Annotated in this window: 12 protein-coding genes; 11 read left to right on the top strand and 1 reads right to left on the bottom strand. The window is 70.3% G+C overall.

Annotated features, from left to right (window positions below; all coding sequences use genetic code 11):
- The 11 genes from ACX6XY_RS04220 to ACX6XY_RS04170 all read left to right on the top strand — a co-directional run.
- Nucleotides 1-767 (top strand): HAD family hydrolase (locus tag ACX6XY_RS04220; RefSeq protein WP_460326454.1); only part of this gene is annotated, 767 nt, incomplete at its 5' end.
- 151 nt (nucleotides 768-918) lie between these two features.
- Nucleotides 919-1,533 (top strand): TetR family transcriptional regulator, encoded by a 615-nt coding sequence (locus ACX6XY_RS04215; RefSeq protein WP_460326452.1) that lies wholly within the window; start codon nucleotides 919-921, stop codon nucleotides 1,531-1,533.
- A gap of 90 nt (nucleotides 1,534-1,623) precedes the next feature.
- Nucleotides 1,624-2,637: a LysR family transcriptional regulator gene (locus ACX6XY_RS04210; RefSeq protein ID WP_460326450.1), complete on the top strand. Its 1,014-nt coding sequence runs from the start codon at nucleotides 1,624-1,626 to the stop codon at nucleotides 2,635-2,637.
- 165 nt (nucleotides 2,638-2,802) lie between these two features.
- Entirely contained in the window at nucleotides 2,803-3,783 is a 981-nt protein-coding gene (locus tag ACX6XY_RS04205; protein WP_460326448.1) for an NAD(P)H-dependent flavin oxidoreductase, read from the top strand.
- Nucleotides 3,784-3,914: 131 nt separating this feature from the next.
- The gene (locus tag ACX6XY_RS04200; protein ID WP_460326446.1) at nucleotides 3,915-4,505 is read left to right on the top strand and encodes an antibiotic biosynthesis monooxygenase; all 591 of its coding nucleotides are present in this window, start codon (nucleotides 3,915-3,917) and stop codon (nucleotides 4,503-4,505) included.
- Between the two features lie 66 nt (nucleotides 4,506-4,571).
- The gene (locus ACX6XY_RS04195; protein ID WP_460326444.1) at nucleotides 4,572-6,023 is read left to right on the top strand and encodes an FAD-binding protein; all 1,452 of its coding nucleotides are present in this window, start codon (nucleotides 4,572-4,574) and stop codon (nucleotides 6,021-6,023) included.
- Between the two features lie 32 nt (nucleotides 6,024-6,055).
- Nucleotides 6,056-6,985, top strand: a complete 930-nt coding sequence (locus ACX6XY_RS04190; protein ID WP_460326442.1) for a beta/alpha barrel domain-containing protein — start codon at nucleotides 6,056-6,058, stop codon at nucleotides 6,983-6,985.
- The gene (locus ACX6XY_RS04185; protein WP_460326439.1) at nucleotides 6,982-7,800 is read left to right on the top strand and encodes an alpha/beta fold hydrolase; all 819 of its coding nucleotides are present in this window, start codon (nucleotides 6,982-6,984) and stop codon (nucleotides 7,798-7,800) included. The genes ACX6XY_RS04190 and ACX6XY_RS04185 overlap by 4 nt, the downstream gene beginning before the upstream one ends.
- Nucleotides 7,797-8,933 carry an isocitrate/isopropylmalate dehydrogenase family protein gene (locus ACX6XY_RS04180; protein WP_460326437.1) on the top strand — a complete coding sequence of 379 codons (1,137 nt, stop codon included), beginning with the start codon at nucleotides 7,797-7,799 and terminating at the stop codon, nucleotides 8,931-8,933. Before ACX6XY_RS04185 ends, ACX6XY_RS04180 begins: the two co-directional genes overlap by 4 nt.
- Entirely contained in the window at nucleotides 8,930-9,640 is a 711-nt protein-coding gene (locus ACX6XY_RS04175; protein ID WP_460326435.1) for an RraA family protein, read from the top strand. Before ACX6XY_RS04180 ends, ACX6XY_RS04175 begins: the two co-directional genes overlap by 4 nt.
- Before the next feature lies 1 nt (nucleotide 9,641).
- Nucleotides 9,642-10,490 (top strand): DUF6282 family protein, encoded by an 849-nt coding sequence (locus ACX6XY_RS04170; protein WP_460326478.1) that lies wholly within the window; start codon nucleotides 9,642-9,644, stop codon nucleotides 10,488-10,490.
- Nucleotides 10,491-11,903: 1,413 nt separating this feature from the next.
- Here ACX6XY_RS04170 and ACX6XY_RS04165 read toward each other — a convergent pair.
- A complete protein-coding gene (locus ACX6XY_RS04165; RefSeq protein WP_460326433.1) occupies nucleotides 11,904-13,307 on the bottom strand; it encodes an aldehyde dehydrogenase family protein in 1,404 nt (467 codons plus the stop codon).
- Nucleotides 13,308-13,317 lie beyond the last annotated feature (10 nt).

Raw genomic sequence — 13,317 nt, 5'->3', positions numbered from 1 at the left:
ACGCGGGCACGACGGACGCGGGCACGACGGACGCGGGCACGACGGACGCGGGCACGACGGACGCGGGCACGACGGACAGACCTCGGCAGGTCCCCCGGATCGCGTTTTTCGACGTCGACGAGACGCTGCTCGCCGCTAAGACCATGCTCGACTTCTGGAACCACTGGACCCGGCTGACCGGTCCGGACCCGCGCGCGGACGACGAGTTGGCCACCCTGGTCCGCTCGGGCGCCGCACGGGCCGAACAGAATCGCGCGTACTACCGGCGCTTCGCCGGTGTGCCGCTCACCGATGTCCAAGAGGCCGCCCGGCAGTGGTACGCCGCATACCGGAACCGCCCCCGCCCCTACGTGACGGCCGGGCTGCGGGCCTTGGCTCGGCACCGCGAAGCGGGGCACGGCGTGGTCCTGGTATCCGGTTCGTCGTGGCCGATCCTGGCGCCCGTCGCCCAGGACCTCGGCGCCGACCAGGTGTTGTGCACCGAGCAGTACACCGACGACGGCATCCTCACCGGCGAGGTGCGCCACCCGATGATCGGCACGGCCAAGGCCGACGCCGTGACCGGGCTCGCACGGCGCCTCGGCGTGGACCCGGCCGACTGCTATGCGTACGGCGACCACAGCAGCGACCTCGCGATGCTGCGCGCCACCGGGAACGCGACGGTGATCGGGGCGGACCAGGTGCTGGCCAAGCAGGCCCGGCGCTCGGGCTGGCTGGTCCTACCGTCGGACGCCGGGCCCAAGCCAGGAGACTGCGGGGCGAGTTGACGTGGCATCGGTGTTGGGCCGGGCGCTGGGGTCCGACCCAACACCGCTGCCCCGCCTGGTCGCTGTCATCCCCAGACCCACAAAACATCCCTTCTGGAAGGTATATTTATGAACCGCCCACAGAACGCCCACAGGCCCGAAAGGGGACGCGATGGCAACCCAGGAGAGAGCCAGGCGCACCCGCGACCGGATACTGGACGCCGCCGCCGAAGAGTTCGCGGCATACGGCTACGCCGAGGCGACCCTGACGTCGGTGGCACTGCGCACCGGTATGACCAAAGGCGCCCTCTATGGTCACTTCACCTCCAAGGAGCACCTCGCCGAAGCCCTGGTGGCCCGGTCCGCGGACATTTGGCGGACGATCCCGTCCGCCGGTGAACACCCGGACCAGGACTGGGCGGTCGCGCTGGAGAGGTTCGGCTCCGAACTCGTCCGCCGACTCCGTACGGACGTCCGGCTGCGGGCCGTGCTTCGGCTGGCCGTGGACCGGCCTGCCCTGGCCCGGATCCCGCCGGACGCGCCCGAGGCGATCCGGCAGCACTTCGTGACCCTGGTCGAGCGCGCACAGCGGCAGGGTCCGCCATGTCGCGTACTGCCAGAACTCGCCGCGGAGCTGATGCTGGTGGCAGTGCACGGCGCGGTACAGATGTCATGGCAGGAGCCGCAGCACGACCCACTGCCCCGCTGGGAAGCCGCCTGGCGGACCCTGCTCGGCCTCCTCGCACCGGGGGCCGACCTCAAAACATACCTTCCAGGAGGAACTTAAGCCCTTGTCTTAGTGGCGCTGCCTCACTGGCGCTGCCTTAGCGGCGCTGCCTTAGTGGCGCTGCCTTCCGGCACTCGAAAAGGAGCAAGCATGACCGTCACCGATGAGCGGGCCATCACCCCGCACGAAGTCCCCCTGCTGTCGGACGACGTCGACGACATCGACATGAGGCACCTCCGGTACTTCCTGGCCGTCGTGCGGGCCGGCACCGTCTCGGCCGCCGCGCTGGAACTGCACATCGCCCAGCCGAGTCTGAGCCAGCAGATCCGCCGCCTCGAGCGCCGGATCGGTGTGCCGCTGTTCAGCCGCAGCTCGCGCGGCGTTGAACTCACCGAAGGGGGCCGGGCGTTCCTGCGCGGGGTGCGGTCCATTCCCGGCCAGCTGCGTTCCGCCATCGCCGCCGCCACGCCCGCACCCGCCACCTGGTCCGTCGGGGTGTGCGACGGAGTGCCCGCGGAGGTGCTCAGCGGGATCGAACAGGGCCTTCGCCGCCACGGTGACAGCCCCGAGTCCGGTGGCCCGGGCCGCGGGCTGCGGCTGCGTTCGATGGATTCCGGGCAGCAGTTGCAGCTGCTCGAGCACGGAGAGCTCGACTTCGGGATCGTGCGGCTGCCGACGGCGGCGACCGCGGCCGGGCCCGCGCTGGCCACGGCAACGGTCTGGGACGAACCGCTCGGCGTGGTCCTGCAGAGCCGCCATCCGCTGGTCGCCAAGTTCTCACTGACGGCGGGCGACCTCGGTGAGCAACGGCTGCTCTGGTACGACACCGGCTGCTTGCCGGGCCAGTCGGACACCGTGCTGGGAGAGTTGGCGGCCCTCGGGTGGCAGCCGGAGCTGTACACCATGGGCGACGATCAGCAGGCCCTGTTCGCACATACCCTGCGCTCCACCCCCGACCTCGTGGCGCTACGGCCGGAGTCCGCTGTGCGGGGAGTGACCCAGCTCGCCTGGCGTCCGCTGGCGGGCGGTGCCGTACCGCACGAACGGCTCGCCCTGGTCGCGGCCGCCGGTACGCCGCAGAGCTCCGCGCTGCACCGGCTCTCCGCCGCCGTCCGCCGGACGGCCGCAGGGCAGCGGGCGACCTGGAGTACAACCCAGCTATAGGGAGCCGCCTTTGACGGCCATGCACCCGCTCTTCTCATTCCATGAGCCATAGGGCAACAGGCATATCGGCCACGCATTTCTCGTCTTGGACGAGGCCTTTTCGAGCCAATAGCGTTTGGCAGCAGAGAGATCGAACCGATCGAGTTTCCTTTCCAGGGAGAATGCGTGATCACCACAAAGCTGACCGAGCTGCTGGGAATTGAGCACCCGATGGTGAGTGCACCCATGGGATCGGTGTCCGGCAGCCGACTCGCCGCCGCGGTAACCGCCGCCGGGGGCCTTGGACTTGTCGGCGTCAGCTACGGCGACGCCGGCTTCATCGAGGAGCACGTGGCCCCGACCGCCGAGGCCGGTGGCGTATGGGGCGCGGGCTGCGTGATGTTCACCCTCGACGAGCGCCCCGGTCTGTGGGACAAGGTGCTCGGTTACGCACCCCCGGTGGTCGCCCTGTCCTTCGGCAGTGCGGAGCAGATCCGCCGCTACGTCACCGAGGCCCGGCAGAGCGGCGCTCTGGCCGTCGTGCAGATCCACGACCCCGAGCAGGCCGCCGTCGCCGCCGAGGCCGGTGCCGACGCGCTCGTGGCGCAAGGCGCCGAGGCGGGCGGGCATCACAAGAAGCTCGCGACGTTCCCGCTGATCCCCGCCGTGATCGACGCCGTGGGCGGCGCCGTCCCGGTGATCGCGGCGGGCGGCGTAGCGGACGGCAGGGGCCTGGCGGCCGCACTCGCGCTCGGCGCCGACGGCGTCATGATGGGCACCCGCTTCGCCGCTACGGAGGAGTCGCTCGCCACCCCCGGGTTCAAGACCAACCTCGTAGCGAAGAACACCGCCGACACCGTCCGCACCCGTTCCTTCGACGTGGTCCGCGGCATTCCGTGGGACACCGTCTACCAAGCCCGCTCCATAGCGAACGAGTTCACCCGCACCTGGACGGGCCGCGACGAGGAACTCGCCGCGCGGCGAGCCGACGTGGAGCCCGCGTGGGTGGCCGCCGTCGCCCAGGACGACACCAGCCAGCGCGCGATGTTCGCGGGTGAAGTCCTCGATCTCGTACGGGATATCCAGCCGGCCGCCCAGGTGGTCCACGGTGTGGTCGCCGAAGCTGAGTCGATCCTCGACCGGCTCGGTGCGGGCCCGCGCGGCTGAGCGCCGCGCCTTTCGCAGCCCCTCGCTTTCCCACCTCATTCGCATCCACGCCGTATGGGGATTCTCCTCGCACTCTCCTCGCACCGGAATGACCGGCGCAGGTGAATGCCCTTCGCATCCAAGAGGTTCCGATGATTCACGTACTGACCCTGACTTACCTCAAGCCGCGCGACGTAGTGACGGCCAACATGGCCGGGCACAAGCAGTGGCTGCGCACCCACTCCGACCTCGGCCGCGTGCTGCTCAGCGGACCCAGGCCGGACGGCGGTGCCGTCATCGTCACCGCGGACCTCACCGAGGACGAGGTCCACGAGCTCATCGAGTCCGATCCGTGGCACCGGGACGGCATCGCCGCGTATGAGCGCAGCTCCTTTGAGGGACGTAACGCCAGCCCCGGCGTGGTGACCTCGCCGGTCCCGGACGATGCGGTGTTCCTCATCAACGTGGCCACCACCGACGACGCCGAAGCGAGCGTCGACGCCCTCGCGACCACCGTCGACCATGTCGCGGCCACGGCCGACGGCTTCCGCGGCGCCCGCCTCCTCACCAGTGTCGACGACGACGCCGTGGTGAACCTTGCCGCCTGGGCCTCTCAGAAGCAGTTCGACGCGATCTTCGAGGACCCGGAGTTCAAGCGGCGCTACCAGGAATTCGCCGAGACGACGACCGGCGGCAAATTCCGCCTCTACCGCACCAGCCGGGTAATCAGCCCGAACCGCTGACCCGCCCCGCTTCCCCCTTCCCTCTTCCCCCTTCCCGTAACGCAGGCAGACATTCAGGAGAGCCATATGCCCGAATCCACTTCAGCGGCCGACTACGACCTCATCGTCATCGGCTTCGGCGCCGCCGGACTCGCCACCGCGGTCACCTATGCCGAGGCCACCGCCGACCGCAGGAAACCGCCCCGGATAGCTGTTCTCGAGCGGTCGACGAAGGAGGACCGGGGCGGGGCTACCCGCTGGACCGGCGCCTTCCTACGGATCACCGAGGACCGCAAGCTGGACACCGACTGGGCCGAGCACGTGAGCCGGGTATCCGGCGGGCTCGCCGACGTCGACTACTGCCGCACCGTCGAGCGGGAGACGCCGGCCACCATCGAGTTCATCGAGCGCCATGGCGTCGAGCTCGCCTTCGACGACTTCCCGCTGCCGCACACCTTCGACGGCGGAACCCCGTCCATGGTCCCGCCCGCGGCACCCCGCGGCGGCGGCGCCTCCATCGTCAGCAACCTCGCTGCCGCCCTGGAGAACGACCCGCGCGTCGACATCCGTTACGAGACCGAGGCACTGCACCTGAGCACGGCCGAGGACGGCACCGTCGACGGCGTCGTCATCCGCGGCCGGGACGGGCACACCCAGCGCCTCAGCGGCCACTCCGTCGTCCTCGCCTGCGGCGGCTTCCAAGGCAATGTCGAGACGCTGACCCGCTACATCGGCGACCGGGCCTGTGAACTCCCGCTGATCGCCCCGGGTATCGCCAACAACCGCGGTGACGCGCTGCGCATGGCCCTCGATCTCGGCGCCGACACCGCCGGCCAGTTCGACATGATCCACGCCGAGCCCGTCGACCGCCGCACCCAGTCCGCCGACGCCGTTCTCTACGGCTTCGCCGCCGGCATCTTCCTCAACAAGAAGCTGGAGCGGTTCTTCGACGAGGGCCGGGACACCTGGGACAACACCTTTGAGCACGTCGGCCACGAGATCTGGAAGAACCAGGAGCAGGAGGCGTACTGGATCGCCGACGGCAAGACCCTGGCCATCCCCGGCATCATGAACTCCCTGCTCAGCGACGTTCCGCCGGAGCAGGCCGACTCCCTCGAAGAGCTCGCCGAGAAGCTCGGCATCGACCCGGAGGGCCTGGAGAAGTCGGTCTCGGAGTTCAACTCGGCAACCGGGCCCCAAGAGTTCGACCCGTCCCGGCTCGACGGCAAGAGCACGGTCGGCATCACACCCCCCAAGTCCAACTGGGCCACTCCCCTCGACACCCCGCCGTTCATCGGCGTCCCGGTCACCTCCGCCATCTGCTTCACCTACGGAGGCGTCCGCACCGACCTCGACGGCCGTGTCGTCACGCCGTCCGGCGCCGCGATTCCGGGCCTGTACGCGGCCGGTGAGGCGACCGGCCTCTACTACCACGCTTACCCGCCTGCCACTTCGGTGCTGCGGTCCCTGGTCTTCGGACGCCTCGTCGCGCGGCACGCGGCCGCCTCGGCAGCCGATGCCACTGAGTCCGCCGCATAGCCCTTCACACTCCGACAGCCGCTGGAGGATCCATGAGTATCGTCAATATCGATGTCACTCTTCGGGACGGGGGATATCGCAACGGCTTCAACTTCCCGCTCGAATACGCACTCAAGCACGCGAGGCTGAGCGTCGACGCGGGCTTCGACTGGGTCGAAATCGCCTATCGCAAGGGCTCGTTCGCACCGCTACCGAACCTCGGTCTCACCGGGCGCGGCGACGACGACTACATATCCGCGATGGCCCAGGAGATCGGCCCGGACAAGGTCGCCGTCATTCTCCACCCCAAGAACATCACCGAGTCCGACCTGCCGGACATGTACGCGGCCGGCGCCCGCCTGGTCCGTATCGTCCTGCCGCCCACCGACCCCGAGCCCGGCCTCGGCCACATCCGCCAGGCCAGGGAACTCGGGTTCACCGTGGGCGTCAACCTCGCCCGGGTGAGCCAGCTTTCGCTTCGTACGATCACCGAGCTCGCGGTGGCCGCCTCGGACGCCGGTACCGAGGTGATGTACCTGGCGGACTCCAACGGCAGCCTCTCTCCCGGTGATGCCGCCAAGCTCACCACCCTCACCAAGTCGGTCGTCGAGGGCGAGGTCGGCCTGCACGCGCACAACAACCTCGGGCTCGCCCTGTCCAACGCCATCGCCGCCATGGACAACGGCGCGACCTGGATGGACTCGTCGATCCAGGGCATGGGCAAGGGACCGGGCAATCTGATCGCCGAGCAGTGGCTGGCCCACCTGGACCGGGTCGCCCCCGACGGGAACCGCCTGCAGCTCGCCCCCGCCCTGGAGCTCGCCGACCTGCTCCTGGCGAGCATCCCCGAAGGCACCCCGTCGCTGCCGCTACCCGATCTGCTGCTCGGTCGGTACGACCTGTCGGTCGAGCACCGGGCCAGCCTGCTCGGCGGGCACCGCGAGGGCCTGTCCACCGCGCGCACCCTTTCGGTGGCCCGGTGACGGCCACCGCACCAGCCGTGCCGGCGGCGGACTTCACCCCGGAGTCCGCCGCCGGCACGGCACGCCCGCCGCGGGCCCTCGTCTTCGCGCCCGTCATCCCTCAGTGGGACGGCGGCGCCTTCTTCGCTCCGGTCATCCGCGCCCTCACCGGCGCGGGACTGCGGGTACGCGTGGTCGACACCCTTGCCGCCTGGGACGAATCGATCACCACCATGGAGGAGTTCGCCGACCGCTGGCACCGGCTTCTCACGGGTTACGAGGACGGATTCGGGGAACCGGAGCTGATCTGCGGCAACGCCCTCGGCGGTGCACTCGCCCAGGCGCTGCTCGCCCGGCTCGCGCCGGAAACGGCCGCCCTGCTGGTGTCCGGTCCCGCGGTCACCGATGCCCTCCTCGACGCCCGGCTCACCGAGATCGCCACACTCGCGGCGGACGGTGAACTCGCCGAATCCCTGCGCCTGCTCGACCGTTATGTGACGTGCCACGGCGTCGAGCCGGCCGAGGCGGGCCGTCAAAAGCCAACAGACAGCCTGCTGGCCGGGGTTGATGACCCGGCCACTGCGGCCCGGCGGATCGCGGGCGGTATGCGGCTGCTTTGCGGAACCGACGTCTCGGCGGTGTTGGCACGCCACCCGGGCCCGGTCCTCGGCATCGTCGGCGGCAGCTCTCAACTGGTGGGCCGCAGACACACCGCGGCCGTACCCCACCACCGGATCGCCGTGATCCCCGACTCCGGCATGCGGCCGCACACCGAGTGCCCCGAGCAGGTGTCCTCCCTGATTGAAACCTTTCTGGCAGAGAACGGACTGGCATGACCGCACGCAAAACCATCGCCGTACTACCGGGCGACGGCATCGGACCCGAGGTGGTGTCCGCCGCCCTCGAGGCGGTCGACGGCCTCGGCCTTCCCCTGGATCTCCGCTTCGGCCACATCGGCTGGGACTGCTGGCGCAGTGAAGGCGACCCGGTCCCGGAGCGCACCTGGAAACTCCTCGACGAGGCAGACGCCTGTCTGCTCGGCGCGATCACCAGCAAGCCGCTGCGCGAAGCCGAGGCCGAGTTGGACGAGCCCCTGCGGGGCACCGGCCTGCGCTTCGTCTCCCCGGTGCTCCAACTGCGCCAACGCCTAGGCCTGTTCGCCAACGTCCGCCCGGTCACCGACCTGGAGAACGGCCGGTTCGACTTCGTCGTCATCCGCGAGAACACCGAGGGCCTCTACGCCGGACTGGACTTCCACAACCTGGACGACACACTGTGGAACGCCGTACGCCACCACCCCAACGCCGCTGCCTCCGGGCCCGAGGAGTCAAGCGTCACCCTGCGGCTCCAAACCCGGTTCGGCATCGACCGGCTGCTGCGCTTCGGGTTCGAGCACGCGAAAGCACACGGATTCCGCCTTCTCACCCTCGTCGACAAGCCCAATGTGCTGCGCAACAGCAGCAACCACCTGCGTGAGCGGCTCGAACTCATCGCAGCGGACTACCCCGAGATCGAGACCGAGATCCTGAACGTGGACGCGGTCGCCCTGTGGATGGTCCGCAGGCCCGAACGGTTCGGCGTCCTCGTCGCCGAGAACATGTTCGGCGACATCCTCTCCGACCTCGGAGCCGGCGTCATGGGCGGACTCGGCCTCGCGTCCAGCGGAAACATCGGTGACCTGGGCAGCTACTTCGAACCCGTCCACGGGAGCGCGCCCGGCATGGCCGGGCAGGGCCGGGCCAACCCGATGGCGATGCTGCTCACCATCTCCCAGCTCCTCACCCACCTGGACCTTCCCATGCCCGCCCGCCAACTCACCGACGCGGTACGGACGGTGGTCCGCGCCCGCACCACGGTCACCTACGACCTGGGGGGTACGGCGAGCACCGCACAGGCGGCCGCGGCGGTCGCCGCGGAGCTCCCCGCCAAGCCCTCGCACGACCACCCCCAACAGGAGATCCCCTCATGACGCTCCCGACGCTCCCGACGCTCCCGACCAGCGTCGAACGCCTGGCGAAGCTGGACACCGCCTCGATATCCGACGCTCTGGACAGCCTCGGCGTCACCGGCGTACTCCCCGGCATCGTGGCGCGCGTCCCCGGCGCCCGGACCGCCGGTCTCGCCCACACCGTCAGCTACGAGCCCGTGGACACGGCCGACGGCTCGTTCCGCAACGCCGCCGACTATCTCGACGAGGTGCCTGCCGGCTCGGTCGTCGTGGTCGACAACGGTGGCAGTACACAGTGCACCAACTGGGGCTCACTGCTGACCACCGTGGCCCGGCGCCGCGGAATTCGCGGCACTGTGCTGCACGGCTCGGCCCGCGACCTCACCGAGATCCGGGATGTCGCTTACCCCCTCTACAGCACCGGCGTGACGATGGTGAGCGGCAAGAACCGAGTCCAACTCGCCGCGACAGGCCGGGACATCACCGTCCACGGCACCACCGTCAGGTCGGGTGACGTGATCGTCGCCGACGACAACGGTGTACTCGTCGTGCCCGCGGAGCACGCCGCCGAGGTCGCCGACCGGGCCGAGCGCGTGGAGCGCACCGAGCAGTCGATCGCCGCCGCGGTCACCGACGGGGCGCGCCTCGACGAAACCCGCCGCCGCTACGGCTACGCCAAGCCCTGGGAAGGGACAGGGCAGGAGAAGGCTGGAGACACCGGTGATTGACATGGGCGACGGCGTGGTGGACGTCCACTACCACGCCGGTCCTGACCTCTATCAACGCCGGCTGACCTCGTGCCGGGCCGCCCGCGCCTACGCCGAGATCGGCGGCTGGGTGGTGGTCAAGAGCCACCTGGGCTCCACCGCGGCGCAGGCATGGGAAGCCCGCGAGGCGGGGCTGCCGGTATCCGGTGCGGTGGTGCTCAACGATCTGGTCGGGGGTGTGCGGCCCCGTGTCGTCGAGCAGGCCGTGTACGAGCACGGGCCGGACAGCCCGGCCAGGCTGGTCGTCCATCTTCCGACTCTCACAGGCCCCGCACACCCGACCGCACTGCATCGCACCCCATTCCACCCGCTCCTCGACGCGGATCGCTGGCGGGGAGCGCGCGTACTGGACGAGGCCGGTCAACTGCGCCCGGAGGTACGGGAAGTGCTCCATGCCGTCCGGGACCTGCCGGTGGTACTCGCCACCGGACACTGCAACCGGGAGGAGGCCCTGAAGGTCGTCGCCGAGGCGGTACGTCTCGGAGTACCGCGGCTGCTCCTCACGCATGCCACGCACCCGATGTCCGGGCTGACCGAAGCAGACCTCGCCGACCTGGCCCAATTGGACTCCGTGTACGTGGAGTTGACGTCACTCACCCGACTGCTCGGCCACCACGACGCGGATCAGTTCCGGACCGTGCTCGACGCCCACCCCCGCATGGTCTACAGCTCGGACCTCGGCCAGCCCGACCAGCCGAATGTGCGGGAGTGGCTGGCGCTCAGCGCCAGATGGTTCGCCGAGGCAGGCGTGGACGAGAACCGGGTCCGCGCACTGACCTCCACGAATCCGGCTCGCCTGCTGGCTCCGTAACTACCGGAGCCAGTGCGCTGTTCCGCTCTCGACCCGCTTCCCGGGGCCGGGGGCGGAACTGCGGTGCGGCGACGTGACCGCACCCACGTCCTCGTACGAACCCCGTAGGAGTCTTCGTCATGACAGACGCACACCGCGCCCCCGCCCTCTCGCGCCGCGGAGTGCTGCGCACCGGGCTCGCCACCACGACGGCGGTGTCCGGCCCGCTCGCGGGCATCACGTCGGGCGTCGTACGCGCCGCCGCACCGCAAAGCGAAGGGGCTGCTGCGGAACACCACTCCGCACACGTCGGCGCACTGAGCAACCAGTCGGCCGTACGTACCCTCACCGTGGGAGACACCCGGCTGACGTACATCGTCGACGGGGCCATGGAGCTGGACACCGCCGGGTTCCTCCCCGCTGCCCCCGCCTCCTACTGGGGAGAACACCCCGAGTCCCTGGCCCCCTCGGGTCGTATAGCCGCTGGGCCTCGGCAGGAACGTCCTCGACGAGTCGCTCGGCATCTCCCGCGGCGTTCCCACGTGCCGGCTACCTGGTGGCCGGTGCGGAGTGGGATCCCTTCTGGCGGGGTGAGGTCGAGGTAGGAGCACGTCATGAGACGGGTTCATGGTGCCGATGTCCCGCGTGTTGCGGCGGTTCGACGACGGAGACGAAGTACAGCCTGGCGTCACCGCGTTGATCACTCCTGGCCACAGCCCCGGACACACCACGTACATCGTCTCGGCATCCGGCAACAGGCGGACCCTGGTGTTCGGGGACACCTTCCACACCCCAGCCCAGATGCCACATCCAGAGTGGCCCTCTGGCCCCGATGTGGATGTCGACGGCGTGCTGAAGGCCCGCACGACCCTCCTGTCTCAGCTCAGCGCGCCCGCACCTATGGCTTCGCGTTCCACTTCGGAGACCAAGCCTTCGGACGCGTCGTACGGGACCGGACGGGAGAGACTCAGTGGCAACCGGTGCCCGCCCAGAGCCTTGAGCCGTACGACGTCCGGGAGGGGCCGTTCTGCCTGTTGTCGACCAACCGGTGCTCTCTCATGCACCTGAAGTTAACCGCCGCAGACAGTCCGATGACCATCGCAGTCACCGGAACGCCTGGCGGAAGCCGCCAAGCTGTACCGCACCCGCACCACTTCCGCACCGGTAGAAGCGGTCCGCAGCGGTCAACCAGGGAGCCCACGCGCTCCCACGCCAACCCCTCACTGCGGCAGGCTCTCCGGGCTGACCTGCGAGAACCCTGCCTGGGATCATGCGATTCCCAAGCTCAGAGCGCGAGTTCGATTCTCGTCACCCGCTCCACGACGAAGGCCCAGGTCAGATACCTCCCAGTCGCCGAGCACCATCGCCGGCGTGGTAGCCCTGCGTCTGGAACAGCGTGGCGGCGGCCTCGCGGGCGAAGGCGTCGACGGTGGGTTACGGCGCCTTCGCGGGTGACAGGGTGTAGGTGCGGCTCGACGTGTAGAACTCCAGGGCGGCGCGGCCCTGTTCGCGTGGTCCGTGGCTGGAGGCCTTGGCGCCGCCGAACGGCAGGTGGAAGTCGACGCCGCTGGACGGGGCGTTGATCCGGATCATGCCGGTGTCGAGCCGGTCGAGTCCGTGCAGGGCGGTGTCGAGGTTCCGGGTGTGGACCGAGGTGACCAGGCCGTACGGCACGGAGTTCGCGATCCGCACCGCCTGGGCGAGGTCGTCGGCGGGCAGCAGTGCGGCGATGGGGCCGAAGACCTCTTCGCGCAGCAGCCGATGGCCCGACGGCACCTGCTCCACCAGGGTCGGGGCCGCGTACCAGCCAGCGCGGTCCGGTGCGGACCCGCCAGCGAGCGTGCGCAGTCCGTGCGCGGCGGCGGCGGCCTGGTCGCGGGCGTGTTCGCTGATGAGCGGCCCGCATACGGTCGCGGCGTCGGCCGGGTCGCCCACCGGTACAGCCCGCAGCGCGGCGGCCAGCGCCTCGCGCAGCGGTTGGACGGCCGTTCCGACCGCGATGACGCGGCTGGTCGCGGTGCACTTCTGGCCCGCGTATCCGGCGATCGCGGCGGCGATGTGGGCCGCCGCCTGCTCGATGTCGGCGTCCGGGAGTACGAGCGCGGCGTTGAGGCCGCCCATCTCGGCCTGGACGGGCACGCCGCGCGCCGTGGCGGCACGGGCGACCGCCTGGCCGACGGTGCTCGAACCGGTGAAGGAGACCACGTCGGCGGCGGATACGAGGGCGTTCCCTTCGCTGGCGCCGCCGGGGACGACGGTGAACACCCCGGCGGGCAACGCTTGTTGGACGATCTCCGTGAGGCGCTGGGCGCAGGCGGTCGCCTCGGGGGCGGGCTTCAGCACCGCCGCGTTGCCGACCGCGAGGGCGGGCGCGGCCTTCCAGCTCGGGATGGCGAACGGGAAGTTCCACGGAGTGATCAGCCCCGCGACGCCGTACGGACGGCGTCGGGACAGCAACAGCCCTTCCCCTGCCGCTGGTTCGTGGACGGCGCCGGTCGGCTCGTAGGGGGCCTGGGCGTAGTAGCGCCAGATCGCGGCGGTCCGGGCGACCTCGGCCCTGGCCTCGGTGAGCGGCTTGCCCACTTCCCGTACGGCGAGCGCGGCCAGTTCGTCGGCCGCCGCTTCGACGGCGGCGGCGACCGCGCCGAGTGCCGCCGACCGGGCGGCCGCGCCGCCGCCGAGCCAGCCGGGCTGGGCCGCGCGGGCCCGGTCCACGGCGTCCACCGCGGCGAAGGCGCCGGGCGCGGGGATCTGTACGAGTACGTCGGAGGGGTCGGCCGGGTTGCGGGAGACGACGGGCGTCGCGTGGGCGGTCGCGGCGGTAGAGGTGGAGGTCACGGGAGTGGTG

It is taken from the genome of Streptomyces sp. O3 (genome assembly GCF_054788135.1).
Note: the sequence above shows the minus strand (reverse complement) of the source record. Positions and strands in the feature narration are given on the sequence as shown.

Coding starts and splice junctions, on each gene's coding strand:
- ACX6XY_RS04215 (WP_460326452.1), top strand. CDS start 919: ATGGCAACCCAGGAGAGAGCCAGGCGCACCCGCGACCGGATACTGGAC.
- ACX6XY_RS04210 (WP_460326450.1), top strand. CDS start 1,624: ATGACCGTCACCGATGAGCGGGCCATCACCCCGCACGAAGTCCCCCTG.
- ACX6XY_RS04200 (WP_460326446.1), top strand. CDS start 3,915: ATGATTCACGTACTGACCCTGACTTACCTCAAGCCGCGCGACGTAGTG.
- ACX6XY_RS04195 (WP_460326444.1), top strand. CDS start 4,572: ATGCCCGAATCCACTTCAGCGGCCGACTACGACCTCATCGTCATCGGC.
- ACX6XY_RS04190 (WP_460326442.1), top strand. CDS start 6,056: ATGAGTATCGTCAATATCGATGTCACTCTTCGGGACGGGGGATATCGC.
- ACX6XY_RS04180 (WP_460326437.1), top strand. CDS start 7,797: ATGACCGCACGCAAAACCATCGCCGTACTACCGGGCGACGGCATCGGA.
- ACX6XY_RS04175 (WP_460326435.1), top strand. CDS start 8,930: ATGACGCTCCCGACGCTCCCGACGCTCCCGACCAGCGTCGAACGCCTG.
- ACX6XY_RS04170 (WP_460326478.1), top strand. CDS start 9,642: ATGGGCGACGGCGTGGTGGACGTCCACTACCACGCCGGTCCTGACCTC.